23 protein-coding genes are annotated in these 25,798 nt (G+C 51.2%); 7 read left to right on the top strand and 16 right to left on the bottom strand.

Features of this window, described 5'->3' with window-relative positions; translation table 11 throughout:
• Window positions 1-154: 154 nt before the first annotated feature.
• The 8 genes from ACFSX3_RS29695 to ACFSX3_RS29660 form a co-directional block, all read right to left on the bottom strand.
• Window positions 155-583: a VOC family protein gene (locus ACFSX3_RS29695; protein ID WP_209990808.1), complete on the bottom strand. Its 429-nt coding sequence runs from the start codon at window positions 581-583 to the stop codon at window positions 155-157.
• A 113-nt stretch (window positions 584-696) separates the two neighbouring features.
• Complete coding sequence (locus ACFSX3_RS29690; RefSeq protein WP_209990806.1) at window positions 697-1,446, bottom strand: ABC transporter permease; 750 nt, start codon at window positions 1,444-1,446, stop codon at window positions 697-699.
• On the bottom strand, window positions 1,443-2,228 hold the full coding sequence (locus ACFSX3_RS29685) for an ABC transporter permease (RefSeq protein ID WP_209990804.1): 786 nt from the start codon (window positions 2,226-2,228) through the stop codon (window positions 1,443-1,445). Before ACFSX3_RS29685 ends, ACFSX3_RS29690 begins: the two co-directional genes overlap by 4 nt.
• Entirely contained in the window at window positions 2,225-2,938 is a 714-nt protein-coding gene (locus tag ACFSX3_RS29680; protein WP_209990802.1) for an ABC transporter ATP-binding protein, read from the bottom strand. The genes ACFSX3_RS29685 and ACFSX3_RS29680 overlap by 4 nt, the downstream gene beginning before the upstream one ends.
• A 92-nt stretch (window positions 2,939-3,030) precedes the next feature.
• Complete coding sequence (locus tag ACFSX3_RS29675; protein WP_209990800.1) at window positions 3,031-4,038, bottom strand: sensor histidine kinase; 1,008 nt, start codon at window positions 4,036-4,038, stop codon at window positions 3,031-3,033.
• Window positions 4,035-4,712 (bottom strand): response regulator transcription factor, encoded by a 678-nt coding sequence (locus ACFSX3_RS29670; RefSeq protein WP_209990798.1) that lies wholly within the window; start codon window positions 4,710-4,712, stop codon window positions 4,035-4,037. The genes ACFSX3_RS29675 and ACFSX3_RS29670 overlap by 4 nt, the downstream gene beginning before the upstream one ends.
• Complete coding sequence (locus ACFSX3_RS29665; RefSeq protein ID WP_209990797.1) at window positions 4,687-4,902, bottom strand: aspartyl-phosphate phosphatase Spo0E family protein; 216 nt, start codon at window positions 4,900-4,902, stop codon at window positions 4,687-4,689. The genes ACFSX3_RS29670 and ACFSX3_RS29665 overlap by 26 nt, the downstream gene beginning before the upstream one ends.
• 187 nt (window positions 4,903-5,089) lie before the next feature.
• On the bottom strand, window positions 5,090-6,499 hold the full coding sequence (locus ACFSX3_RS29660; protein ID WP_209990794.1) for a transcriptional regulator: 1,410 nt from the start codon (window positions 6,497-6,499) through the stop codon (window positions 5,090-5,092).
• 236 nt (window positions 6,500-6,735) lie between these two features.
• On the opposite strand from ACFSX3_RS29660, the gene ACFSX3_RS29655 reads away from it, so the two are divergent.
• Window positions 6,736-6,972: a helix-turn-helix transcriptional regulator gene (locus ACFSX3_RS29655; protein ID WP_209990793.1), complete on the top strand. Its 237-nt coding sequence runs from the start codon at window positions 6,736-6,738 to the stop codon at window positions 6,970-6,972.
• Between the two features lie 105 nt (window positions 6,973-7,077).
• On the opposite strand, the gene ACFSX3_RS29650 is transcribed toward ACFSX3_RS29655, so the two are convergent.
• From ACFSX3_RS29650 to ACFSX3_RS29640, 3 genes are all read right to left on the bottom strand, one after another.
• Complete coding sequence (locus ACFSX3_RS29650; RefSeq protein WP_209990791.1) at window positions 7,078-7,830, bottom strand: (S)-benzoin forming benzil reductase; 753 nt, start codon at window positions 7,828-7,830, stop codon at window positions 7,078-7,080.
• A 20-nt stretch (window positions 7,831-7,850) separates the two neighbouring features.
• Window positions 7,851-8,411, bottom strand: coding sequence for a TetR/AcrR family transcriptional regulator (locus tag ACFSX3_RS29645; RefSeq protein WP_339225425.1), 561 nt, complete (start codon window positions 8,409-8,411; stop codon window positions 7,851-7,853).
• Window positions 8,412-8,663: 252 nt separating this feature from the next.
• Window positions 8,664-10,541, bottom strand: a complete 1,878-nt coding sequence (locus ACFSX3_RS29640) for a beta-L-arabinofuranosidase domain-containing protein (RefSeq protein WP_209990789.1) — start codon at window positions 10,539-10,541, stop codon at window positions 8,664-8,666.
• Between the two features lie 322 nt (window positions 10,542-10,863).
• Here ACFSX3_RS29640 and bioA point away from each other — a divergent pair, with 322 nt between their 5' ends.
• The 6 genes from bioA to bioC are packed head-to-tail and all read left to right on the top strand — an operon-like array spanning window position 10,864 to window position 16,769.
• Window positions 10,864-12,186 (top strand): adenosylmethionine--8-amino-7-oxononanoate transaminase, encoded by a 1,323-nt coding sequence (gene bioA, locus ACFSX3_RS29635; RefSeq protein ID WP_379258766.1) that lies wholly within the window; start codon window positions 10,864-10,866, stop codon window positions 12,184-12,186.
• A 5-nt stretch (window positions 12,187-12,191) separates the two neighbouring features.
• On the top strand, window positions 12,192-12,938 hold the full coding sequence (gene bioD, locus ACFSX3_RS29630; RefSeq protein ID WP_209990784.1) for a dethiobiotin synthase: 747 nt from the start codon (window positions 12,192-12,194) through the stop codon (window positions 12,936-12,938).
• 5 nt (window positions 12,939-12,943) lie between these two features.
• Window positions 12,944-13,942, top strand: a complete 999-nt coding sequence (gene bioB / locus ACFSX3_RS29625; RefSeq protein WP_209990782.1) for a biotin synthase BioB — start codon at window positions 12,944-12,946, stop codon at window positions 13,940-13,942.
• Between the two features lie 13 nt (window positions 13,943-13,955).
• Window positions 13,956-15,134: an 8-amino-7-oxononanoate synthase gene (gene bioF / locus ACFSX3_RS29620; RefSeq protein ID WP_209990780.1), complete on the top strand. Its 1,179-nt coding sequence runs from the start codon at window positions 13,956-13,958 to the stop codon at window positions 15,132-15,134.
• Window positions 15,131-15,919, top strand: coding sequence for an alpha/beta fold hydrolase (locus tag ACFSX3_RS29615; protein ID WP_209990778.1), 789 nt, complete (start codon window positions 15,131-15,133; stop codon window positions 15,917-15,919). Before bioF ends, ACFSX3_RS29615 begins: the two co-directional genes overlap by 4 nt.
• Window positions 15,909-16,769 carry a malonyl-ACP O-methyltransferase BioC gene (gene bioC / locus ACFSX3_RS29610; protein WP_209990776.1) on the top strand — a complete coding sequence of 287 codons (861 nt, stop codon included), beginning with the start codon at window positions 15,909-15,911 and terminating at the stop codon, window positions 16,767-16,769. Before ACFSX3_RS29615 ends, bioC begins: the two co-directional genes overlap by 11 nt.
• 76 nt (window positions 16,770-16,845) lie before the next feature.
• Here the strand turns inward: bioC and ACFSX3_RS29605 are convergent, their stop codons facing one another.
• From ACFSX3_RS29605 to ACFSX3_RS29585, 5 genes are all read right to left on the bottom strand, one after another.
• Window positions 16,846-18,417 (bottom strand): glycoside hydrolase family 3 N-terminal domain-containing protein, encoded by a 1,572-nt coding sequence (locus tag ACFSX3_RS29605; RefSeq protein ID WP_209990774.1) that lies wholly within the window; start codon window positions 18,415-18,417, stop codon window positions 16,846-16,848.
• A 30-nt stretch (window positions 18,418-18,447) separates the two neighbouring features.
• A complete protein-coding gene (locus ACFSX3_RS29600) occupies window positions 18,448-20,337 on the bottom strand; it encodes a DUF4838 domain-containing protein (RefSeq protein WP_209990772.1) in 1,890 nt (629 codons plus the stop codon).
• 410 nt (window positions 20,338-20,747) lie between these two features.
• The gene (locus ACFSX3_RS29595; RefSeq protein ID WP_209990770.1) at window positions 20,748-21,914 is read right to left on the bottom strand and encodes an N-acetylglucosamine-6-phosphate deacetylase; all 1,167 of its coding nucleotides are present in this window, start codon (window positions 21,912-21,914) and stop codon (window positions 20,748-20,750) included.
• The gene (locus ACFSX3_RS29590) at window positions 21,911-22,687 is read right to left on the bottom strand and encodes a glucosamine-6-phosphate deaminase (protein WP_209990768.1); all 777 of its coding nucleotides are present in this window, start codon (window positions 22,685-22,687) and stop codon (window positions 21,911-21,913) included. The genes ACFSX3_RS29595 and ACFSX3_RS29590 overlap by 4 nt, the downstream gene beginning before the upstream one ends.
• Before the next feature lie 49 nt (window positions 22,688-22,736).
• Window positions 22,737-25,790, bottom strand: a complete 3,054-nt coding sequence (locus ACFSX3_RS29585; RefSeq protein ID WP_209990766.1) for a CBM96 family carbohydrate-binding protein — start codon at window positions 25,788-25,790, stop codon at window positions 22,737-22,739.
• Window positions 25,791-25,798: the final 8 nt, after the last annotated feature.

The raw sequence follows: 25,798 nt of genomic DNA, 5'->3' as shown, positions 1-25,798 counted from the left end.
TTTTGGTGTCGTTACCAAAAAACTTCTCCAAGTTGGGGTGAAGTCCTTTTTTATACTCGAAAAACCTTTGTGTAACAAGGGCTTAGATTAATGCAAAATGCTCAACTAAGAAAAGTTCTATATCCTTTAATATTTGTTCCGTGTATATTTAAAATTACATGTTCATGGAACCATCATCGTAACTAAACTGCCAAGTAATCCCGAATTTATCTATTAAGCCACCGTATAATTTGGACCAAAAGGTTTCTTGAAGCTCCATGACTACAGTGCCGCCTACTTTAAGTTTATCGAATGCAGCTTTAATTCTATCCATGTCAGCATTAACTAAGGAAAGGCTTATATTATTTCCGGCAATAAATGGCGAACCTGGATAAACATCAGAGAACATTACATTGCTTCCATCAATATTAAGTCTTGAGAGCATAACTAAATTTTTGGTTTCTTCAGGAAGCGGATAGTCTGGATGAGGGGGGAATTCTCCAAAGGTCATAAAATGGTTTTTTTCTATCCCAAAAACCTCTGCGTAAAACTCAACGGCTTCACGAGCATTCCCATTAAAAATAAGATTAACATCAACTGACATTCGTTTCACTCCTTAGATTTTTAAATAGATTATTTAAAAAGGATGCCAATTAATGTTAATATACTTAGCGTCCCTAAGTCCAGCGGCCTTGCCATTCAATCATTAGTCTGTTCTTAGGCATCCCGGTTACGGTAACAGGCAACCGCTGTGGCCCAAAGGACCAGTGTCCAGCTCATTAAAATAGCCGCCCCCTGCAAAGGGGGAAGAACGTTCAGCTCACTAGAGGAATGCCGCATATACATAATCTGCCCAGCCTTATCCGGAAAAAATTCAGGCAGCCAATCTCTCGACAATGGACTGACAATGAAATAATAACTGAGCAGCACCACTACAGCAGGGGTAGTTCGTCGTAATATAGCACCTACCGCCGCACTAAGCAGTGCGGTTAAGGTAAGATAGCCTGTTGCACCTGCTAAGGTCAGTATCACTGTGTCTATTTCGGTCATTAGTGCTTTGCCTTCAAGCATGATAAAAGCATATAGCACACCTGATGCGGCACTAATAAACGCTGCAGGAATGGTAATCATCGCTAGTGCCAGCATCTTCGCGGATAACTGAACACCTCGCCAGGGCATCACAGTTAGAGTCGTTCGGATCTGTCCGCCCGTATACTCGGAGCAAGCCGCTAAGATCCCCAGAATAATGAACCCTGCCTGAAGATAGCCCATAGAGGCAAGTCCAGTATCCAGAATACTTTGCGTTCCTGCTGCCCCTTGCAGAGCAACCGAAGTATATGCTGCGGCTATCACGAAGTTAAGAATGAATGTAACCGTAAGAGTGAGTCTTATCATCGGTAGGGTAACTAATTTATCCAGTTCAGCACCAAAGATTCGTGTAATCTTCCTGCCGGAAGAGATACTCATGCTGCAACATCCCTCCTATGGAACATAAGGACTGCAAGCATGAGCAGCACGGCTACCCAGGCAAACATGATTAAGCCGCCAGTGAACGGAGTGTGATATTGAACGAATAAGGAGCTTGTCCCCGGGGTGTGAACCCCGCTGCCCGTAAACATGAACATCTCAAAGCCAGCCCGGTCCGGTAAGTACAACGCAAGCTTGGTAACGTTGTACAGCAAGACACTGAAGGAGACAAGAGATGAATTAATTAGGAGTACTGCAAGCGGGATGATGCCATTCTTAGTCAGCAAAGTCAACGCAAGGGCGAATAGTGCCGTGAATGTCCAGTAACACACTGCACCGATCAGTCTGGACCTTTCAAATTCAGGGGTATAGTCCCCAAGAATGAGCTGCGTTGCTGCCACCGTGGTTAGAATGGCCACCATACTAAGCAGCAGGCTGATCACTGTCACTGCACCTGCTTTGGCCAGCAGGAAATGAAGCCTGGATGGAACCGCCGCTAGGCTTGTGGTTATCTGTTGTCCTCCACCCGCCTCACTGCCTTCTGTCACATATTCACTGCTGACCGCAAGCACGCCAAGAATAATGACACCTTGAACACCAAGACCTAATCCGCTATAGCCCATTTCGGGCAGCCGTGTGCTAATTCCAGCTATAATCGCCTCTTTCTCGGCTATAGCGTCCAAGGCTGCAATGACCGCCGGGGCGAGTGCTCCAATCAGACAAGCGAGCCAAATGCCCGGCAGGGAGAATAATTTCGACAGCTCCGCGTGGAATGCTCTCATGCACCGTCACCTGCCTGCTTCGCAGTCAGGGCGAAAAAAGCTTCTTCCAGCGAGGAATGGCGGCCTATAACCTCGTCCAAGATTCCGTCTGCAACGATGGTTCCCTGCTTAATAATCACCACATCGTCAACCGTCTCGGCTAGCTCCCCCATGAGGTGACTGGAGAGTAATACGGTTTTTCCAGAAGCAGCACGTTCCCGTAAGAAGGTCCGAATCCAGCGGATTCCTTCGGGGTCGAGCCCGTTGACAGGTTCATCCAACACCAGCAGCTGCGGATCGCCAAGCAGGGCTGCTGCCATGCCAAGTCTTTTCCCCATCCCCAGGGAATAATTCCGGACTCTTTTGCCGGCGGCGTCAGACAGACCTGTTAGTTCCAGAACTTCCTCGACCCGTGAGCGGGGTAAGCCTGCGGCGCGTGCAATCCAGCGCAAATGTGCCCGTCCTGTCCGCATAGGGTGAGCGCCGGAGCCATCCAGTGCTGCACCTACTGTAGCCAGGGGATGATCTAATTCTGCGTATGGCTTGCCATGAATGAGCGCACTGCCGGAGGTGGCCCGGTCGAGACCGAGCAGGATACGGAGGGTAGAGCTTTTACCTGCGCCATTTGGACCCAGAAAGCCTGTGATCCTGCCAGGTCTCGCCCTAAAGCTGATCCCCGATAAGATGACCTCTGCTCCGCGATGTTTGACCAGATTATGAATCGTAAGCAACCATAACACTTCCTTTCTGTTATGGCTCTAATGATATCGAAGCAAAGTTACATCCCGGTGATCCGCCTGTTTACTTCCGGGTTAACTTTAGGTTAAGCTCTGCCAATCGTTACGCTCGTGCCATTCCCATTGGAGGTGAAGTCAGCATTCAGCTTCATCTGGTTCAACATATACATTGCAGTCGATAAGCCTATCCCCGCCCCATGCTCATACGAGGAGTTATCCATCCCCGGGCCTCTGTCGGCCACAATGATCCGTTCTTGTTCCACATCCGCCACAATGTTAGCATATCTCCCCTCTGCGGCATGGCGTAGAATATTCTGAAATACATTATCCAGCACCCGTGTCATCCACTTAGGATCTATTCTCCAATAAAAGGTCTTCTCTGATGGCAGGTCCACCTCGAGCTGAATTCCGTTGTCTTCAAATACCGGATACCACGCCGCAACAGAGGCTCTTACTAAACGGACCATATCTGTGGGGGCAGGCTCAAAGGGATATTTCCCTGCTGTAAGCAGCGTATACGAGAGCAGATCGTCCATTAAATCCCCGACTCTTGTAATGGTATGGTTGATCTCAGTCAAGGAGTGTTGCCCCTCCAGGCTGATGGGTTCTTTATTTAACTTGGTGACATGTCCTCTCAAAATGGTAAGTGGCGTCCGTAAATCGTGAGATAAATTCGCAATGAGCCGATGCCGTAAAAGCTCCTCTTCCGCTTCCCGCTTGCGGCTGTCTTGAAGCTGCTGGATCATCCAGTTAAAGGAGTCTCCCAGCTGGTCTATCTCATCCATACGATCCCTTTGAACCAGGACGGGTTCGGGGAATGAATGGTGATTCGCTGAGAAGGACATCACCTCCTGTAAGCGGGTAAGACGTCTGCGAAGCCTCAAGAAGAACAGCCATGAGATAACAACGAAGGCGACTATAATGAAACCAAACAACAGCAGCGTGACGTAAAACAGATTCAACGTGTTGACCTTAGTCCCATGGGCAGTAGTCCCAAAGAATGCTGAGATGAAAATAAGCACCATGGGAGGGAGGAAGATAAACAGAAAATGCACTTTAAGAAAACGGCGGAATAAGGACCGGTTCTGTCTCATAGCTTCACCCGGTAACCTATTCCCTTTAATGTTTCAATAATCTCCGCCGAGTCCGGATGCCGTTCAAGCTTCTGGCGCAGCCGGTGAATATGTACCAATAATGTTTTATCGCCGGTGATATATACTTCTCCCCAAATGGCTTCATAGATCTGTTCTTTGGTCAGGACTTGATTAGGGTGGCGTAAGAAATACATCAGGATCTGATGCTGCTTCCCGGTCAGGATAATTTCTTCTCCCGTGCGTTTGTCGTATACCATCTGGACATGCTGATCTACTTCAATATCTTCTCCTAATGAAATACGTTCGGAAGGAATTCCAGCGCTTCGGCGGATTAATACTTCCAGTCTTGCCACGAGTTCATCCGTATGGAAGGGCTTCGTTAAATAGTCGTCGGCAAATTGTAGGCCTTCTACCTTATCATCTATTGAGGTTCGGGCCGTTAAGAGTAGAATAGGCACAGCAGGCGCCGCCTTTTTCAAGCGTTTGCCTATAGTGAATCCATCTAAGCCCGGTAACATGATATCCAGAATAACGACATCATACTGCGCGACCTCAGTCTCTGCTCCCTCACCGGACAACAGCCACTGTACCGTATATCCCCGCTGCTCCAGCTCCTCTTTGACCCAAGTGCCGATTTTCTCATTATCTTCAATATAAAGTATGCTTGTTCTCAAGTGATTTCCTGCTCTCTATTAATCTTTGCTGCTCTCCTCTCATATTATACTGGTTAATCAATTCATCCAATACCATGGATTGCTTAAGGACCGCAGGATGCTGAAGATCATGATGTTTCTCCGCCAGGATGTGAAGCCGGTTCCGGGCACGTTCAATCTGGACTTGCACGAGCATATTTCTGTTCACCATAGAATCCTCCCTTTATGCTATCTTAGGATTTTATGACAGATAATAGGATGTCTGTTTAATGGCACAAAAATAGGCGCCCCCGAAACGTCAGGAGCACCCCTGTATATTTTCAATGAATGATTATGTCCCCCAGCCATGCCCCATCGTAGTCACCAAGGTTAACGTCGTAGAAATGACAATCGAAACACTACAGAGCGTCAAGAAGAATAAGATCTTTTTTCGCATGGAGCTGATACACCTCACTTGATAGTTTTTTAAATCTTTCCAGCAGTTCTTGATCCGCGAAATCCCTATATTCCTCGAAAAGAGCCATACAAGCAATCATATTTTTACTGCTGTTGATCGTAATTGATATTTCCAAGCTTTTCAGTACGGTGTTTAAAGCGTTCTCATTACTCTTTCTTTGATTGAAATGATATATTGCAAGGTCAATGAGGAATTGCGCATAGCTCTCTTTTAGAATGGTCTGCTTGTATTCGCCAAACTCTGTCTTGCTGGTTTCATAAGGTATGTATGGCGCGAACCGCTCCAAGATGCTATCGACATTAAGCTTAAATACATTCGCCGCTTGAACGATATAACGCACTGCAATAAATATTTCATTCTCCTGAAGCGCTATATAATTAGCGTACTCATCTATTACATCCAATTCTCCAGACATTAACCGGTACAGATAGGTGTTAGCAACAGCCCATTTTGAAAATTGTGCAATGATCTGCCTGGATTGCTCATCGTTCTCCCGAACCCAGCGTTCACCATTTGCATACAATTTTACAAAGGATAATGCCCGCTTGTAATCGCCGCACTCTTCGCTGGCAGTAGCTCTAGCTAAGTAAGCGTACAGGATATAATAGTAGAAAGGACGTTCGGGACACTTCAACCCTTCTTCTATTGTGTCAGATCGGCGGCCTTCCAGCTCATATTGAACGGATGCAATCCGGTGCATTTCTTTAGCGAGTTCGTCTACTCTCTTCCACTTGTGTACCAGACCATAAATATGCATTAGCTGTTTCATTGCATCAAGCTGATCGGCTGCGTCTAAGCGGTTTACATACAACTCAAATTGAGTAGCTGCACGTAGCTTCTCCTCCAGATCCTCTTGTTCTTCTACTTCAATCCGAAACAAACGGTACTGACAAAACGCTAATCGTTCGGAATGCTGATACTTCTCGGCTTCGCTCACCCCTTGATACAGTATCCTGGCTGCAGGGCGTCTATTATTCAAATACAAAATTTCAGCAAATTCAAAAAGCACGGCCGCATAGGATAAATCCTCCAGTAGCATGTTGACGATCTGCTCCATGCAATCTAAGCGATCTAATTCTGCACAGCGGAAAATAAACGGCCGTATCCGCCGCATGGAGACTACAAAAGAGAAGCATTCCTCTATGTAGTCTTCAAAAAAATAGTCTTCCGGCAGCTTCATTCCAGCGGTAATTGCAACAAGTTGTGCCATAGAGATTGGATGGTTGCCTTTTAAAATCCGGCTGAGCGTACCTGAATTGATACCCGATAACTCCGCAAAATGGGAATGTATCATTTGATTTCTGTTCATATACGCGAGCAGTTCTTCCCGGATAGAATTTACCGATCCCAAACCATTACACCTCCTTCCATAAAATAGGATTAAAAGCATACGTATAGTTGATACTAAGATCGAATCAAACGGCGGTCAATATAAAGGGATATTTTCCTATTTAACCCGTTTACATCTATTATTATATACTGAAAAATTCATAACGCAATATATTACGTGTATTATAAAGCGTTAAATTAACGGGTCTCCTCCCCTATCATAAAAACATACCGAAAATACGAGGGAGATATTGCATTTTGAGGATAAAGGATGCACGGAAAGCCGCAGGGTATACCCAAGAATCCATCGTACATCAGATTAATGACACCATGAAATGCACCTTGCGCAACTACCAGAATATTGAGTACGGTGTGGTACTCCCGAATGTTACATTGGCGCTTCTAATCAGTCACTTGTTTGGTGTTGATCCCCGTGAAGTAGATGAATGGAAATACTCTACTCAGCGTGCAGATGCGCAAAAAAATGGCAATTGAATTGCCCATTGTCATATTTTTTCACGGCAAGAGGTTCATTTTTACGCAAAAAACCACCAGTGAAGGTTCTGAACCTTCACTGGTGGTTTTTCTTTTCTCTCCACGTTAACCGATCGTCTCAATAATAACATTCTCTCCGAAATCATCACTTACAAGAATTTCAATTAATTTAGACGCGGTGTATTCCGGCGATTGCAGCTTCCCTTCTTCAGATAGCTGAATGAATTCATTGACATAGGGGAACAGCTCAGTGGATACGGACCGTATTTCCGATTGCAAGCTTGTATCGATCATGCCCGGATACACCGCCGCGACTTTGGCCGGATATGTAGCCAGCTTCTGCTCTATGTCTATACTCTTTGTAAAAGAGTCTAAACCAGTTTTTGCAGTACTGTAACAGCTTTGCGAGGGTAAGATGTATTTCGCAGAAGCTGAGGAGATATTCAGGATTCTTTTGTCCACATTCATATGCTTAGTCAGCTTTAGATAGTTGGAGGTGATTACCATCGGCGCTAACAGATTTAAGTGGATATTCTCGATTATTTTCTCCGTTTCCAGCATTTCTATTGGGCTTACAGGAGTCAGCATGGCGGCATTATTGATCAGATACATGGCTTCATTGCTGGAACGAAGCTCTATTCGGCTGAAAATATTTTCGACAAGCTGATCGATACCACTGATATCCGTTAAATCATAATGGAAATAATCCATTTGACAATCCAGTTGCTTCGCTCGCTCAATGAGTCCTTGGTTAGCCGTTCTGGATATACATATCAGATGGTGGGACGGGTCGATTAATTGATTAGCCAGGGATTCACCGATTCCTCTGGATGTACCTGTAATAATAATATGTTTCAAGTGTATCTGCCCCCTGTAAGTTATTGGTGATCTTCACGAAGTATCATTCTTCGGACAGCCTCTTCCCAAATCAGCTCATATTCGAGGTCCATCTTCATCATCTTGCATCTGGACAAATTATCTATAAGCAAGGCAAGAATGGCTGCGTTAACCCCGATGGTTGAAGAAGCAATAAGCCCGAATTCAGCGCCCTTGGACAGAAGTTGCACAAAACCGGTTACAAAATCTTCTTGGATTCTCAAGAATGGGACTCTAAATTGTTCATCCCGTTCAGCCAGCATCGCAAACTCACTCAGCACCCTTAATGTGGAACGATACTCTTCCCCGCCGCTTGGCAGCATGCTTAGACCGCCGCTGAGTAATATTTCTGCAAAATTGTCTTTATTGGCGGATTCCGTATCAAAGTACGCTGTAAAATGATGATCCCGGAAAATATGCTCAAAGGTCCGGCTGATCAGCTCTTCTTTTGTAGCAAAATGATAATAAATAGAGGATTTGGTGATCCCCACTTTTTTTGAAATCATACCCAAACTCGTTTTCTCTATCCCGCATTCAGCAAAAAGCTCAAATGCTGCCTGAATGATGTAACTGGATGTAATCTCTTTTTTCTTGATAACCCTCAGGCCCCCTTCGATTGAATTAATGTCATTATAAGGATTAACCTAATGAAATGTCAATAATTTAACGACCGATCGTTCAAAAAAATTACACATAAAATAACCACCTGCAAGGATGCAGGTGGTTATTCTGCTAAATAACGCCTATGCTTATTTAAATAGACAAGAATGTATATGTTCCGGGGTCCCCGCAAAGTACCTGAATAGACATCGAAGCTAAAACCCCACTTTGTGGGGGGATTTTACCGGGAAATACACCTGATAAGGCTCGTACCCGATATCCCGGATTCTTCTGAGCTGGATGCCCGGGTCCTGACGGGTGGTCTTGAAGAAGTAACGCCAGCTCCCCCACTCCCGTTCGTTCTCCATAATGATCTCACCGGCTGCATTCGCTAATGGGGTGTAGAGAATCCGTTCGTTCTCGGTGATGCCGGCCAGTACTTCCGGGCCATAGCGGAACGCGCCGGTCTGCTCGTCGTCGGGCAGAGGGATGAACCGGATGCCTACCGGCAGAATGATGCTGATCCGGTCGCCGTCCTGCCAGTTCCGCAGTATCGTGTAGAAGGCGGAGTGATCCGCAGACTTCCCGTGCAGCTCGCCGTTCACATAGATCACGGCTTCTGACATGATCCAGTCTGGAATCCGCAGATGGACGGCAAACTCGCTGGCAGAGCTGGTATGGACGGTGAAGTCATATTTTCTGTAATCCGGCATGTTCTCATGAAGTGCAGTTATCTCATTCAGCTCCTGCTGCCCGGCCGTATTCGAGGAGTTCAGCATGCTTCCGCTCATATGATCCTGGGATTGCTGAATCCGAACATTCACTCCGTGGATCTCGGTGGTCAGCTCCGAGCGGAAATACTGGCAGACATATAGTTCGTCCTGCTCCTGATAATAGATCCCTCTATTCAGCGCCGCATTGGCCTGGACCATCGTTCCATGGCAGCAGAAGAAGCTGTCTGTCTCCGTGCTCCAGTCCTTCCGCAGCCCGGCCTTCATCGGCAGGAAGTAAGTCAGCAGCCCGGTTGCCGGATTACTGTGCTTGTTGCCGGTCAGATGGTATTCCTGGTAATAGGCCTGCGCCATAATCCCGTTGTACATATTATATTCAATATACTGCGCATAGGCCGGATTTGAAGTGTGCCGGAAAAGGAACTCTGCCAGACGGATCATATTATATACCGTACAATGCTCCTGATTCTTGTCTCCAAGGCGGGCCTTGATCTTCATCTTCGGCATCCACACTTCACCGGCCGTATTTCCGCCCGTTGCCAGTGTTCCCCGCTCAGTGACCGCACATTTCCAGTAGGCCGTAACGATATCCATCCAGCGCTGCTCGCCGGTGACCTCGTAAGCTCTGGCACAGCCGAGTACCTCAGGAATGGTCGTGTTGGCGTGCATGTTGGTCAGCGGGTCTTTATTTTCTAGTAACGGACGGAACAATCTGCTGCGGTAATACCGTTCCAGCAAAACAGTGTATTTTTCGTTCCCGGTTAGCTCCAGCAGATCGGCCCAAGCCTCCAGCATACCGCCTGTCTCCATATCCAGAATGTCATCGAACTTCTCCCTGGTGAAGGTACTGCTCCAGGCGACGAACCAGTCGGCGAAACGGTCTGCGATATCAAGTGCCTTCTGACTCCCGGTGAACTGATGCATATCGACAAGACCCATAAATAGCTTATGAATGTTATATTGCGGCGCCCAGATTGCCTTACCTTGAGCTACCCAGTGCAGATATTTCTCGGGAATCGGCGCGGCCCATTGTCCTCCGTTGTCCTTCTGGCATTCAGCCAGCTCGTCCAGAATGAGGTCGGCCTTCAGCTTGAGCTCCAGATCGCCCGTCTCATGATACCGGATCGCTGCCGCAGACAGCCAGTGTCCCAGAAAATGTCCGCGGATCTGGCAGACTGGCGTCTCCCATCCCCCATGCGCATCTTCTGGAATATCCCTGCCGTCATATCTTCCTGCCTCTACTTTATAGTTAAAGAGGAGATTGTCATTTGTCAGTTTCATCAGATACCGGCGGTTGGCCTCTTCCCTGCGTTTCAAATCATGATCTTGAAGAATGACCTGTTTGCCCTTCAGTTCTCTCATTGCTACAGCCCCTTAATCTGGTTGGATTAAATATTCAGTAGGTAGGATTTCACAATGAAAGTATATAGCAGCGCTTCCAACAATCCAATGATTAATACTCATATAAAGTTGATTCATACTGATGAGCGGTGAAAATCCGGGGACAAAGGCGACCGCTTCGCTTTTCAATCTAACCCTTTGAATTCTCTTTACAGGGGCGTCTAGGTCTGCTAAAATAACCAAATCCGATTGTGAACCTGAAATGATCATTTAGGTTGACAATCAAAAGACAATTAACGGATGGTGATAATTTGTGATAACAGATTACGAACGGCTTGCTGCCATGAATAAGGAACACTTATGGCATCCTTTTACTCAAATGAAAGACTACAATGACTCTGATCCGCTCATTATTGAACGTGGCGAAGGCATTATGCTGTATGACGTTCAAGGACGCGCTTATTATGATGGTTTCTCATCCGTTTGGCTCAACGTACATGGACACAACGTGCCGGAGCTAAATCAGGCGATCACAGAACAGTTAGGGCGTGTCGCCCACTCTACCCTTCTCGGAATGGCCAATGTACCAGCAATCGAACTTGCAGAAAAGTTGGTGGGAATTACTCCGGAAGGATTAAATAAAGTGTTTTACTCAGATTCAGGAGCAACCGGTGTTGAGATCGCGATCAAAATGGCTTTTCAATACTGGCATAACAAGGGGATACGAGGTAAAACGAAGTTTATCACGATGAATCAAGCGTACCATGGAGATACAATTGGCGCGGTGAGTGTTGGTGCAATTCCTTTGTATCATGACGTGTTCCGCCCCATGTTATTTTCTTCGCACGTTATTCCTTATCCCTACGCTTATCGCCATGAGGGTGGTGAGACGAAGGCATTGGAAGCTACGCTAACTGCACTGCGTAATTTGCTTGAGACGAGGGCAGATGAGATTGCGGCTCTCATCGTGGAGCCGATTGTGCAAGGGGCTGGTGGCATCATTCTCATGCCTCCGGGTTGTTTAAGTCAGATGGCTAGGCTATGCCGCGAGCATGGTGTGCTGCTCATAGCTGACGAGGTGGCGACAGGTTTCGGTCGAACGGGCGCTATGTTCGCTTGTGAACTCGAAGATGTTTCACCAGATTTGATGGTGATTGGGAAAGGGTTGACTGGCGGCTATTTACCAGTGGCAGCGACGCTTGCGACTGACGAGGTGTACGAGGCGTTTTATGCTGATTACCAAGAGCAGAAAACATTTTTCCACGGTCATTCTTACACAGGGAACCCGCTTGGTTGTGCCGTTGCTTTGGCTAGCTTGAAGCTGTTTGAAGAGCGCAACATGGTCGAAGGAGTAAGAGCAAAGGCATCATTTGTCGAGCATAAGCTCGCAGCGCTTAAAGACCGCCCGCACGTCGGTGAAATCCGACAAAAGGGACTGATGATCGGAATAGAACTTGTGCGGGATAAGGTTACACGAGAGCCATACGATTGGTCAGATCGAATCGGCGTTCGTACGAGTCAGCGGGCCAGAGAACTTGGCATGCTAACAAGACCACTCGGGAATGTGATTGTCTTCATCCCTCCGCTTGCCAGTAGTGAAGCTGAGTTGGATGCCATGATAAATATATTGACGGAATCGATACGCCAAGTCACCGAAGGTGGTTAAATGTGATGAACAAAGTGAACTGTGGACAGGTACGCGGATTATTTGTGACAGGTACGGACACAGGTGTAGGGAAGACTGTTGTAACGGCAGCCATTACCGCTATGCTCCGCGCTGAAGGGCTGAATGCCGGTGTCTGGAAGCCGATTCAGTCTGGTGCACCTCTTGGTAGTGGACTTACCGATGCTGAGCGACTGCTGAAAAGCACGGAAATCAATGAGCGGCCAGAGGCAGTCGCGCCATTTACATTTGAAGCTCCGCTTACGCCCATGCTTGCTGCCAAGCAGGCTGGTGTGACCCTTACGCTGAATGAGATAATCGCCTCTGGCTTACCGCTCACTAGACGATACGAAGTGCTGCTCATCGAAGGCGCGGGCGGCGTAGCTGTACCGCTGACCGAAGACGCCCTCATGGTGGATTTCATCTCGGAGCTTGGGATACCTGCTCTAATTGTAGCCCGTTCTGGCCTCGGAACCATTAACCACACACTTCTGACTGCATCATTCCTTCAGAATCGCGGCGTCCCAATTGTTGGCGTCGTTTTAAATGAAGGAGAACTAACAGAGCTGAATGACGATCCGAGTGTTACTACGAATGCACAACTAATTGAACAATACAGCAACCTTAAGGTACTCGGCCGGTTTCCACATTTGTACGCCGAAGCGACTTCAGAGACGTTGATACATACCGTACGAAACACAATACAATTCACGCCTATCAGAGAGGCATTTGCAGTTCAATATATGGGAGGATGATTGAGATGGAAACAGTTGCATCGGAGATGGAGTGGCAATCGCTATCCCAAAAAGCATTGCAGGGAGAATGTTTAACAATAGAGGAAGGGCTTGCTGTGCTGGAAGCGGACAACGATGAGATACTGCTACTCATGCAGGCTGCGTTTAAGGTGAGGAAACATTATTACGGTAAAAAAGTGAAGCTGAATATGATCATCAATGCCAAAAGCGGCTTATGCCCTGAGGACTGCGGCTACTGCTCACAATCGATCATTTCCACGGCACCGGTTAAGAAATACACCCTGCTAGATAAAGACACGTTGCTATCAGGCGCACGTGAAGCGATGGCACGCAAAGCCGGAACCTATTGCATTGTAGCTGCTGGGAAGGGACCAACAGACAAGGAGCTAGATCAAGTAGTGGACGCGGTTAGAGAAATTCGTCATACAATGCCTCTAAAAATTTGCGCATGTCTGGGCATTCTCAAGGACGATCAAGCGAAACGTCTTGCAGAAGCTGGCGTACATCGTTACAACCATAACTTGAACACGAGCAGAGCTAATTACCCATCCATCACGACGACCCATACCTATGATCAACGTCTTGAAACCGTGGAGAAGGTAAAAACATACGGCATGTCCCCTTGCTCTGGTGTTATTATCGGCATGGGCGAGACAAATCAAGAAATTGTTGAAATGGCCTATGCACTTCGCGAACTAGATGCGGATTCGATTCCGATCAATTTCCTGAATGCGATACCGGGAACACCTCTGGAACATGCAGGCCGCACACCGTCTATGAAAGCGTTGAAGGTACTAGCTCTATTTCGTTTCATTTGTCCGTCTAAAGAAATCCGCGTGGCTGGTGGTCGTGAGGTCAACCTCCGTACACTGCAGCCTTTGTCACTGTTCGCCGCAAATTCACTATTTGTAGGTGATTATTTAACGACAGCGGGCCAAGACGTAACGGCTGATCATCAAATTATTGAGGATTTGGGATTTGAGATTGAATTAAATGCACTTTAAGGCGGTGTCGATCATGAACTGGATGGAAAAAGAACTTGAATTATTGTCTGATGCTTCGTTGGAGCGTTCCTTGCATGCAAGTAGTTCAGTATCGGGATCTCCTGGCTATACGGTGCGCGGAGAACAAGTGTTACTCAACTTGTCCTCCAATGACTATCTTGGACTCTCCCAGCATGCTGCCATAATGGAAGTGATGCGCGAGGCTCTGCTCACGGAAGCAGCTGGCTCAGGAGCTTCACGCCTAGTAACAGGCAACCGGTTGCCTTATGTTCGTCTTGAAGAGTCACTGGCCGATTGGCAGAACTGCGAAGCAGCGTTAGTATTTGCAAATGGCTATATGGCTAATTCTGGTGTAATTAGTGCGCTAATAGGCCGAGGAGATGTTGTTTTCAGCGATCAGTTGAACCATGCAAGCATTGTGGACGGCATTGTATTGAGCCGTGCGGAGCATGCTCGGTACCGTCATAACGATATGGAACATTTGCGTACACTATTGATTAAGTATCGTGATAAACGGCGTAAGCTGATTGTTACAGATGCTGTTTTCTCCATGGATGGCGACCAGGCGCGCTTACATGAACTCATTTCGCTCAAACGCGAATACGGGGCGATGCTTATGGTGGATGAGGCACATAGTGGGGGGATATACGGGGGGCGAGGCGAGGGATTATGCCATGAACTTGGGTTGCAAAATGATGTTGATATTCATATGGGAACATTCAGCAAATCGTTCGGTGTCTACGGCGCTTATATCTGTGGCAGCCGCACGCTAATTCGATGGCTGGTGAACAAGGCTAGACCACTCATATATTCAACAGCGCTGCCTCCTTCTATCGTAGCTGGTATTTCAAAGGCGTTAGCTTTGGTACAAGAGGAAAACTGGCGTCGAGAAAGGCTTTATGCGGCAAGCAGGTTATTTCGGTCCTCGCTTTGTGACGCCGGGTTTAACATCGGTGCCAGCGACTCGCCAATTGTACCTTTGATCGTAGGCGATAACGATGCGGCCTTACGGTTCAGTGGAGCGCTTGAAGAAGAGGGGGTCCTAGCGGTTGCCATCCGTCCGCCTACTGTTCCTGATGGCACAGCGCGCATTCGCTTCTCCTTGTCAGCCGTTCACACGGATAAGGAGTTGACCAATGCAGTCGCACGCATCCACAACATCGGACTTCGACTAGGGGTGTTGAGTCCATGATTGCATTGGATATTGATTCAGTTAAAACTCAGACGCAGACAAGCGGCACCATTTTATGGTTGTGCGGATGGAGTATGCCGGACGCGGTTTTCGATCGGCTTCGTGAGTTGCTGCCTGATTTTCATCATGTTTCTGTAGATTACAGTAATGCTGATACTCCAGAGAAAATATTGATCCAAACTGAAATAGCAGCTAAAAATGTTCTGAATTTGGATGGAGCGGCTTATAGGACAAGGGCTTCCTGCGGTCCGCTGTTGATAGCAGGTTGGTCTCTCGGAGGTTTACTTGCTCTGAGACTAGCGTCCAAAGGGTTCGCTGATGGCCTTTTGTTGTTCGCTGCAACGGCTCGATTTACTCGTTCAAAAGAAGAGATTGACCTCGGTTGGGTAGATACATACGTTAGGAAGATGATTACAGGGATTGTAAAGGATCGGCAAGCCGTTGAAACAAATTTCCGGCAGCTCATGTTTACGGAGGCAGAATGGGAGTCCGATATAGGCGAAAGCCTTCCCCCCATAGGTAGTTGGACAACTCCAGCGCTAATCGCAGGTCTTCAGATTTTGCGCAACGAGGATTGCTTGTCTCAACTGAAAAGCATCACTTGTCCGGTATTTCTTGTGCACGGGACTGAGGATAGTATTTGTCCTTACGGCGCCGCAACGGAGCTTATTGCCCAGTTACCTAAAGCAAAGTTATTCACGATACCTGCCTGCGGGCATGCCCCGTTCTTGGGAAAGGAAGATCATATAGCTGATGAACTGAGGAGATGGTGGCATGAGCAGTAGGATAAGTAATATTCGACGTCAATTTAACCGAAGTGCAAATTCGTATGACGCTCACGCTCAAGTTCAGCGTATAATGTCAGATCGCCTTGCAGGTTCTTTCATAGGGTGGAAGAACAAAGGTAACGTAGCCGGTCTCAATATTCTTGAGATCGGCTGCGGTACGGGGGCACTGACAGAGATTCTAATAAATGAATGGCCCAGTGCGAGTATTACTGCACTTGATATTGCGCCCGCGATGATCAAATTGGCTGAACAACGTGTCCTTTCAGCTGAAGCGAACATTATTGGAAAAATTACATCGGATCGTTTACGCCTTCTGCATGCTGATGTTGAAATGTGGGCGCCAGAAGCTCCGACAGCCTCGTTTGATCTCATCGTCTCCAACGCCTGCTTTCAATGGCTGAGCAATCCTAGGCAAACAATTGGTCAACTTCGGAGGATGCTTCGACCTGGAGGCATGCTAATATTCACGACATTCGGGCCTGATACTTTCTACGAAATGCATAGGGCTTTTAATGAAGTTTATCGAGCAAGCGGATTAGAGCCGCAGCGTCACGGACTGACTTTTCGATCGACAGACCAATGGACTAACTTGATGAAGGAATCAGGGTTCACAAATATCCAATATGAACGCTCGATTCAGACTGAAAAGTATGCTTCAGCAAGAGAGTTTCTTCACTCGGTAAAAGCGATGGGAGCCAGCACTTCAGAGGCTGTTACTATGGGGGGTCTCAGTGCGCGACGCCTGTTCACCAACATGTATAAGGAATACGAGGGGAAGTTCAGCGTACAGGGAGGCGTTGCTGCCAGTTATGATCTTCTATTGATCCAGGCAATGACCGATAGGTAGATTAAGATAAGCTCTTTAACTGACAACAACAGCTCAATACGGTAGCCCAGTCTAGGACGAATACGTAAAAATAGTCTCAAACGGCTGCTTCCGTTCCCTGTATAAGCACTTCTACCAGCGCCTTAAGTGAATAATCGGAGGTGGAGCACAGCAGAATGCTTCCGGCATTCTGCGGCAGGTACGCATCGTCATACGGGTTACGCAGTACCAGGTTCAGCAGCGGCCCGGTCGCCGCAAGCTGCCGGGCAAGCTGTAGCTGCCCGCTGAACAGATGGGCGTTCAGTGTTCCCTGAATTACTACATGACCGGCAGCCTGTGCACATAAGGCCGCGATTTCAGCGGCTTCGGGCTTCATGCTGCAGTATTGCAACTGTACGGACAAGCCCTCTGCTTCCAGCATCGCGGCCAAACCAATGTCATTGCCGCCGGAGTTGTCGGCAATCGTAAGCTGCTCCTGCTGCGGCAAGATCAGCATATATGGGCGCGATGGAGACAGTGGCAGCAATTGCTGCGGATCGCGGCTGATCTTGACCGTGCGGCGTGCATATTGCAGGGCCGCCTCCTTCCAGCACTCCCGCGGAATGGGCCGGGCTGCCGCCTGGTATTGCTGGAATTTCCCATAGAGGCGGTGGATGCGGTTGACCGATTCGTCAATTCTGGACTCTTCGATGACGCCGTCCAGAACAGCCTTGCGGATGCCTTCTATCACCCGCTCCTGGTATTCCGGGGTATGACACATCAGAATCATGTCATTGCCGGCCAGCACAGCCAGTACGCCCACCTCATCCGGGTTGAAATTCTTCTTGATCGCGCCCATCTCAATATCATCCGTGCAGATGATACCCTCGAAGCCCAGCCTGCTGCGCAGTAAGTCTCCGGCAAAGAAGGGGCTCAGTGAAGCAGGCAGTCCTGCCGACTCGGGAATGTTAGGAAAGACGAGATGACCCATCATGATTGAATCGGCCCCGGCTTCGATGGCAGCGATGAATGGCAACAGCGGCCCGTTCATTAATTCCTCTATTGTGAGTTCGCACTCTGGCAGGACAACGTGGGAATCCCCGCTGACTTGTCCATGGCCGGGGAAATGTTTGGCCGTGACCGCCACGCCTGCCTCATGCATTCCGCGGATATATGCCTTACCGAAGGCGGCAACCCATTCAGGGTCTTCGCCGAAGGAGCGCACCCCTACAACCGGATTGTCTATATTCGTATTCACATCCAGCACTGGCGCCCAATTCATCGGGATGCCCAGCGCGTGGAGCTGGCTGCCGATGATTTTACCCTGGAGATAGGCGGTCTCGGCATCCAGGCTTAATCCGGCAGCACGGTTGCCGGGAATGTATGGATAGAAGGTCTTGAACTTGGAGAGCGTGCCTCCCTCCTCATCGATCGAGACATAGTAAGGCTGCGGAATGCCGGAGTCTCCGGCAATGGCCTGCACCTCCTCCATCAGCTTCAGCGTCTGCTGCTCATCCTTAACATTATGGGGGAACAAGCCGATCCCCCCGAACCGGTTCTGAGACATCCGTTCACGGAAGTCAGGCTCTGCTGCTGTGGAGGGGGTGCCAACTACGCACATTAACGCTATTTTGTCCTCCAGACTCATGGCTGCCGGAGCTTGTGGTGAATTCACTTCATTCAGCTGCATAACTGTTCCATCCTCCTGTCGGTTTGTTTGCTAACCCTCGCTGTGGACAAGGCCCAGCTCCTGATAGAGCGTCCGCTCCAGATAATCATGCAGATAGAAGCGCGATTTCACGAAATGCTCGGCCATATCCCGGGGCTGGTATTGCAAAAGCGCCTCCAGCATCCGGGGCCGGACGGCTTCGCGTCCGTTATGGTTACGGGTGTAATTGTTCAGCAGCGAGCGCCATTCCGCGCTGTCGCCCGGGTACAGCTCCCAGCGGTAGGCATACTTGTGAATCGCCCTGGAGCGGTCCGTTGCTACCTCGAAATCATGCATAATTGCGATTAGCTCGGCGTAATCCTTATTCCTCTGCACATGCTCCCTTATCTTCCAGATGATATCGTAGTAATCCTCTAATTGGTAATTTCCCAGCCGCGCATGACCCGTCTCTGGAGTTATACCATGGAACAGCTCCAGGAAGCGGTCGATGAAGGTATCGGCATCTGCCCGCCGGTTCCAGGCGAGATCGGCATGAAGCAGCATCGGATACCAGGTCGTCTCGAATACGCCATAAGGAACGCCAAGGCTGAACGGCCCGGTCCAGTTCGTAGCGACCATACAGCGGATATCCAGCTGCTCTGCGGTCTTTGCCCACTGGAGCAGATTGTCGGTCCTGTTATCAATGACCGGGTAGTTCTGATGCTCCGCCCAGTCGAAGCTGCGGACTGCCGGTGCACCCATCACCTCAATGCCGAGCGCCCTGAACTTATGGGTCAAGGAGGTGACCTCAGCTTGTATGTTGCGCCCGTTATAGATCCAGATCATCGCTGCGCTGCGCGGATCAAGCTTCGCCAGCTCTTCGGGCGGGCATTTGTCCAGCATGTCATGCCAAAAGATTGGCTGCCTTCCCCGGCTGGCCGTGAATTCAATCAGGCGGTTCAGGAAGGAGATGAAGGCCCGTTCCCGTACGCCGCCGAATTCCTTCCGGCACGCTTCACATTCACACAGGCTATACACCTCGTCACAGCCGAGATGGATATAACGTGATCCGGGATGGGCATCCATCATCTCCGCCAGCATGCCGGTAATCAGTTCATACGTCTGCGGATGGGACGGGCAGATTTCGCCGGTAGATTCCTCGGTCTCCCGCAGATGCTTCCAGGCATCATGGCGCAGCACATACTCCAGATGGCCGAAGCTCTGCTGCAGCGGAATAATCTCGATATAATGCTCATGGGCAGCAGCCTGAAGCGCCTCCAGCTCTTCCCGGCTAAGCGCGTGCTGCGGATGGACGAATTCCCGGTGCGTGCTGAACGGGAACTTGTCCTCGTATTCAATGAGCACAGCGTTCGTCTTGTAACGGGAGAATTCAGCCAGATAATCGATCAGCCGCTCCGGCTTCGAGAAGGTCTGGCGCAGATCGAAATTCATCACTCGCAGCTCCGTATCGGGCCAATCGGTAATGGACACCGCGGGAATCTCGCCACCGCCGTGCAGGCTCTGCAATTGCAGCAGTGTCTGCAAGCCGTAATAGAGTCCGGGGGCGTCCAGTGCGCGGATTACGGCTCCGCTTGCGCTAATCTCCAGAATGTAGCCTTCCGCCCGGCCCTTCAGCACGGACAGGTCGGCCTTAGTAGGCTTAGAAGTCGAACCCTTGCCGTTATACAGAACGGCTTCTCCAGACGATGCCTGCGCTGAAGTGCTCTCAGTCCCCTCCGTTCCCTCGATTCTCACAATCTCCTCAATCAGCAGCGAGTATCCCTCACCTGCTCGGGGGGCGGTCGTGGTGACTTCCCGGCCGGGAAAAGCCCGCCGGCAATGAAGCACCAGCCGGGGGTCTTCCACTTCCATAGCCAGTTGCAGACGGACTTCCCCGCCTGCCCGCCATGGCCTCTTGTCTGTAATTCTCACCTGCTTCGGCTCGGGTATCAAGCTTAGCATCGCACTCTCCTCCTCTTACAACGTCAGGTTTTCAACTACATTGGTCTACGCGCCGCCTCTGGTCCGATTGTAATCGGTTTTCCGATTACAATCGGCTCACGTGCCGTCCCCGGTCGCAATGTGGTCGGTTTTTCAACTACATTTGGCTCACGTGCCGCCTCCGGTCCAATTGTGGTTGGTTTTTCGATTACAATTGGCCTATGCGCCGCTCACAGTGCGATTGTGGTCGGTTTTTCGATTACATTTGGCTCACGTGCCGTCCCCGGTCGCAATGTGGTCGGTTTTTCGACTACATTTGGCTAACGTGCCGCCCCCGGTCCGAAAGTGGTCGGTGATTGTTCGCGACGAATGCAACGTTCTGCCCTATCGCGTTAATGAAATGGCATCAGTTCTTTAAATCTGATGCCCTCCTAATCCTTACCGGCCGCTATAATCCGGCCATTCTTCCATACCACCTGGATATCCAGATCTCCGCCGCTGTCCTTGCGGAAGCCGATCAGATCCGCTGGACTACCTGCGGTAAGCCCGGCAGCCTGCGGAAGCCCCAGCAGCCGGGCCGGGTGAAGTGAGGCGCAGTCGAGCGCGTCCTCCAGCGGCACCAGCCCGGCCCGGGCCAGGTAGGCCACCTGGTCCGGCAGCATCATGGCCGATCCGGCCAGCAGCCGCGGATGGCCCGCCAGATGCAGCCGCCCTTCCGGCGTCAGCACCACGTCGCCGCCGATATGCAGCCGGTAGGCACCCGGCGCCATGCCGCTCAGCGAGACGGCATCGCTGACCAGAATCGCCCGGCTCTGCTTCACCCGCAGAATCACCTTCAGCAGCGCATCCGGCAGATGGCAGCCGTCGGCAATCATGCAGCCATACAGCTCATCGGCAGCCAGCTGCTCCCACAGATAATGGGGGTGGCGCGGAAGTGTAAGATGTGTACCGTTGCCCAGATGAGTAGACATCACCGCGCTTGCGGCCACTGCTTGCCGGATCTGCTCCGTTGAGGCGGCCGTGTGTCCGATGGAGACCCGGACGCCGGAAGCGGTGCATCTGGAGATGAAGGCTGCAGCTCCCGGCCATTCGGGCGACACGGTGATGATCCTGATCAGTCCCTCCGCCGCTTCCTGCCAGCGGCAGAAGGCTTCCCAATCGGGCGGGCAGATATGCTCCAGGGGATGCGCCCCGCGCGGACCGTCCTCAGGGGACAGGAAGGGCCCCTCCAGATGGATGCCTGCGATCAGCCCGGCGATATCCGGCCGGGTCCGCACGGCTTCAGCAATCGCGGATGCTGCCTGGGCAAGCTGGTCCGGCCCATTCGTAATCAGGGTCGGGCAATATGAGGTGACGCCCCGGGCCAGCAGGCGGCGCGAGAGTCCCGCCACGGTCTCCGGTGCAAGCGGCAGCGTATTGAAGTCAAGCCCCCAACCGCCGTTCACCTGCAAATCAACCAGCCCCGGCGCAAGCCAGGGCCAATCGGCCATATGCGGACTCTCGGCCAGGGTATGAACCGCTTCAATGACGCCACCGTTAACGTGGACCTCGAGCGGCAGGCCGGTTCTGTAATGTCTTCCCGAGATCACACCGTTCATGAGCCGAAGGCATCCCGGTCGGTAAACAGTGTAATGGCGGGATGGGTCCGCAGTAGGCTCGCCGGGCACGCAGTGCTGAGCGGGCCATGAAGCGCAGCCTGCAGCGCAGCCCGCTTGGCTTTGCCGGGAACAATGGCGAACAGATGGTGACCTGCCATCAAGGCGGGCACGGTCAGTGTAAGCGCATGGGTAGGTACATCGTCCAGGCTGGCGAAGCAGCCGTCATTCACCTGCTGCGTCCGGCAGCCTTCGTCTAATTCGACTGCTTTCACAAGAAACGGATCGGCAAAATCGGCTACAGGCGGATCATTGAACGCAATATGCCCGTTCTCTCCGATCCCCAGACAGACGATATCAATAGGGGCTTCATTCAGCAGCGCCGCATATCTCCGGCACTCCTCATCAATACTTCCTGTCCGGCCCAGCAGCTCGATTCGTCCGGGATTCACCCTGCTGAACAACCGTTCCTGCAAGTAGTTCCCGAATCGCTGGGGAGCCTCTGACGGAAGACCGATATATTCATCCATATGAAAAGCGTGCACCCGGGACCAGTCAATCCCCTGCTCCCGCACCAGCCCCTCATACAACTCATTCTGTGACGGAGCTGCGGCAAATACAATGCGGACCGGAGCCTGGGACTTCCCCTGCAAGTCTCTGATGCTCTGCCCGACCGCTCCTGCAGCTGCTGCTCCCATCTGGCTGCGCTGGTTATAGACCAGAACGCGCATACGCTCCACTAGATGCCCTGCCGCCGGAATCAACGTCTCTTCCATGATGAACCCTCTCCTCCTTATAGGGGCGGAAGTGACCGCCCCTTCTCTATTAGATCCCGCTGTTCACCAGCAGATATGGCTTGTTATCCGAATTTTTTGAACTGGCCAGCGATACAACAATGCCGGAAGTGTTGGGGTCGCTCCACTGAAAGGTCGGCGTAAGTCCAGCCGCCGCTGCCGCGACAACATAAGCGGTCACATCCGCGCTGTACCACCCGCCCCCGGTGACCCGGACTGTTCCGAGATTCGTTCCGCCGGTGACAGGGCGGTTATTCCAGGTGATGCCGCTCTCGGTCCACTGCGCACCGGTGTACCCTTTTAGTGCAAGTGTAACCGGGGAAGCCGGGGGAACAGTGACATACACATTCAGGGTTACGGACTGCACCGCCGTCCCAGAGAGATTCAGCTCCGCCTTCATGAAGGCGGTACGGTCTCCTCCACCCTGTGCGTTCGGCAGATCGGCGATCTCCAGCACAGGCTCCTGCCCGAAATTAGTCGAGGGCTGATGTTCATGGACATAGGAATCCATGGTCACCGGGATCACCGGATCTGCCGGAGCACTTCTCTCGATATTCAGCAGATAGAGATCTGCGGTTCCATCTTCGTGATACACCAGAACCGAGACATCAGCAGGCTCTGAACCGATCGTAACGGATGCGGCTGTTCCCGATGCCACGGGCAGTCCGTTAACCCGCAATGCATCCGACGCCTTGACGGTAACCGGGGTGACCTGCAGCGAACTTACATTGCTGTTGACAGTTACCGTATAAGCCTTGTCACCCGCAGAGAAAGGTTTGTCCCACACTCCTGCCGATAACGTTAATCCGCTAAGCCCGCCATGCGGCAGCAATGCGGTGGTGTGCGGAAGGTCATGGGCGCTGGCATAATAATAACCGGCTGCCTGTACTCTTCGCGGCTCGAATCCGGCCTGGCGGCCTTGGGCAATCGCCTCTGAAGTGAAGGCTGCCCGTCCATCTGCCCCTGTAACAGCCGCTGCATAGCGGCCTGCCGAATAGGTGAATCGCCCTTCTATCGCTGCCCCTGTGAGGACCGCCCCTGTCGCATAGTCAAGCACCTTCATAGAAGCTGCCGCAGCAGTTCCAGTGTAGGAAAGCTGCATATCCGTCACAATCATCGGCTTAAGCGCCGTGCTGCCAGTGACCGCAGATACTTCACTGGAGTGCGGTCCGATATTGCCCGTCAGATCACGGGCGGCTATACGGTAATAATAAGTCGTCTCGGGGAGCAGTCCCTTGTCCTGGTAATTCAGGCCCCGGGCCAGTCCGGCAATGTCCGCAGCGGTAGGCGTGAAGCCGGGCACCGTGCTGCGGTAGACGATATAGCGGTCTACCTCCGAATTGTCGGTGGCCATCCCGTAATTCAGCCTTATACTCTGATAGTCACTCGCAACAGCGGACGGTGTGCCCGCAGGTGCAGACGGTGCTTCATGGTCTTCCGGCGCCGTCCAGAATACGCCTCCCGGTCCCCAATATGAAGGCAGTGCCCGGTAGGAATCATAGTGATGGACAGCAATTCCGCCGAAGGAGCTGCTTAGCCCGGAAGCGGCATAGACCTTGTCAAGCTCGGTCTCCATATCGGTGCGGCCTTCCTCCTGGAAGGTAATCGTCTCCGGGTCGCCGCTGTTTGCAATATCCAGCGTCTCCACTCCGATGACTACCGAGTTCGGCTTGCCGATGGTCTCGGCATAGGCCAGCTCACCGGCAGCCCCGGCAATGATGCCTGCGGTTCCGTCCGCAGTATCCCGGTAATCCATGATCGAGATGTAGTCGGAGATATCCTGGATATGCTCAGACAGCCATTTTGTCGTGCCGTTCCACAGGATATTAGCCCCCTGCTCCGAGGAATCGTACCACTTGGGCACAGCCGGGCCGAAGGGCAGCCGGATGCCCGCTGTATCGCGGCGGTCAATCATCTTCTGCAGGCCGTCCAGGTACTCCTCCTGCAGGAATTTGGTTGGGTTTTTGAAATCCGGGGAAATATACGGCTCGATGTCTACATTGATTCCATCGAATTTCTCATCCGCATCCACCGCAAGATTGTAGTTGATAATCTGTTCGATCTCCCGGACAGCATGACTATGGTAGCGCTCATAAGCGCCCATATAAGCCGGGGAGGTTCCGCCCGCGACAAGGGCATGGACGCTTAAGTTCCGCTCATGCGCCCAGCGCATGAAGGAGCGCAGCTCATCCTCCTGCTCCTCCAGCGCCCGGTAGCCCGCGTAGTTGCCCACAGCCAGATACAGCGTCGTCACCGGCTCTGATCCGAAGGTAGCGGTGTCCGTAACGAAGGACTCCAGCACCTCCCGCGAACCCGGATTCAGCAGCAGCTTATAGCTTTCCGGCTCCCAGATCCACATCGCCCGGTCCTGATCGGGCAGAGGAACCGCCGGCTCATGCGTGCCCGCACCGACCTGCGCATAAAACGTCGGGCTGTAGCCGTAACGTCCGGGCGCATTCGTGGCCCGGGCCTCAAGGCTGATCGTGCGGTCACCGATGCCCGCCGTATTCCAGACATATACATATTCCGTGCCGTTATAAGCGGCCTGCTGCCACGGTCCCCGGTTCACCCGGACCTGCACGCCCGAAACCGGCAAGGATGATTGCGCCTGGACGGTGATATTCACCTGTCCGCTTAAGGACACGCCTTCGTCCGGACCCGTAATCGTCACCACTGGCGCAACACCTGCGGGGTTGTTCATCTCAAGGGTGACGGACGGACTCCACACCCCGTAGCGGGTGGTGGTATCCAGCCCGCGTGCCACCAGCTCCACTGAACCGTTGTAACGGGCAGTGTCCAGCGTGTAAGACCAGGTGCCGCTGTCATCTCCGTCCGGGTCGTCCAGCAGCACCTCGAATTGGGCTGTTCCGTCTACATACAACCGGACATCGTACAGTCCAGTATAGGTTCCGTTGACTTCCACCAGCCCGCCGGAGGATACATATCCTCCGGGCGGTTCGTGCAGCGTAATGGTGCCTGCGGCCCGGGCAGTGCCCGGAACCGCCGTTCCCAAGATTACAACCAGCAACATCACAGACCATATCCATCCATACCGTTTGCCAAAGCCTTGCAGCCATTGCTTCATAAGCGGCG

The organism is Paenibacillus rhizoplanae, assembly GCF_042684125.1.
Taxonomy (GTDB): domain Bacteria; phylum Bacillota; class Bacilli; order Paenibacillales; family Paenibacillaceae; genus Paenibacillus_AQ; species Paenibacillus_AQ rhizoplanae.
This window is presented reverse-complemented; position numbering and strand designations above follow the sequence as displayed.

What these genes read in the sequence shown, in the direction of transcription:
- ACFSX3_RS29695 (WP_209990808.1), bottom strand. Translation starts at nt 583, where the DNA reads ATGTCAGTTGATGTTAATCTTATTTTTAATGGGAATGCTCGTGAAGCC.
- ACFSX3_RS29690 (WP_209990806.1), bottom strand. Translation starts at nt 1,446, where the DNA reads ATGAGTATCTCTTCCGGCAGGAAGATTACACGAATCTTTGGTGCTGAA.
- ACFSX3_RS29685 (WP_209990804.1), bottom strand. Translation starts at nt 2,228, where the DNA reads ATGAGAGCATTCCACGCGGAGCTGTCGAAATTATTCTCCCTGCCGGGC.
- ACFSX3_RS29675 (WP_209990800.1), bottom strand. Translation starts at nt 4,038, where the DNA reads ATGAGACAGAACCGGTCCTTATTCCGCCGTTTTCTTAAAGTGCATTTT.
- ACFSX3_RS29665 (WP_209990797.1), bottom strand. Translation starts at nt 4,902, where the DNA reads ATGGTGAACAGAAATATGCTCGTGCAAGTCCAGATTGAACGTGCCCGG.
- ACFSX3_RS29640 (WP_209990789.1), bottom strand. Translation starts at nt 10,541, where the DNA reads ATGAGAGAACTGAAGGGCAAACAGGTCATTCTTCAAGATCATGATTTG.
- bioA (WP_379258766.1), top strand. Translation starts at nt 10,864, where the DNA reads ATGAATAAGGAACACTTATGGCATCCTTTTACTCAAATGAAAGACTAC.
- bioD (WP_209990784.1), top strand. Translation starts at nt 12,192, where the DNA reads ATGAACAAAGTGAACTGTGGACAGGTACGCGGATTATTTGTGACAGGT.
- bioB (WP_209990782.1), top strand. Translation starts at nt 12,944, where the DNA reads ATGGAAACAGTTGCATCGGAGATGGAGTGGCAATCGCTATCCCAAAAA.
- bioF (WP_209990780.1), top strand. Translation starts at nt 13,956, where the DNA reads ATGAACTGGATGGAAAAAGAACTTGAATTATTGTCTGATGCTTCGTTG.
- ACFSX3_RS29615 (WP_209990778.1), top strand. Translation starts at nt 15,131, where the DNA reads ATGATTGCATTGGATATTGATTCAGTTAAAACTCAGACGCAGACAAGC.
- bioC (WP_209990776.1), top strand. Translation starts at nt 15,909, where the DNA reads ATGAGCAGTAGGATAAGTAATATTCGACGTCAATTTAACCGAAGTGCA.
- ACFSX3_RS29605 (WP_209990774.1), bottom strand. Translation starts at nt 18,417, where the DNA reads ATGCAGCTGAATGAAGTGAATTCACCACAAGCTCCGGCAGCCATGAGT.
- ACFSX3_RS29600 (WP_209990772.1), bottom strand. Translation starts at nt 20,337, where the DNA reads ATGCTAAGCTTGATACCCGAGCCGAAGCAGGTGAGAATTACAGACAAG.
- ACFSX3_RS29595 (WP_209990770.1), bottom strand. Translation starts at nt 21,914, where the DNA reads ATGAACGGTGTGATCTCGGGAAGACATTACAGAACCGGCCTGCCGCTC.
- ACFSX3_RS29590 (WP_209990768.1), bottom strand. Translation starts at nt 22,687, where the DNA reads ATGGAAGAGACGTTGATTCCGGCGGCAGGGCATCTAGTGGAGCGTATG.
- ACFSX3_RS29585 (WP_209990766.1), bottom strand. Translation starts at nt 25,790, where the DNA reads ATGAAGCAATGGCTGCAAGGCTTTGGCAAACGGTATGGATGGATATGG.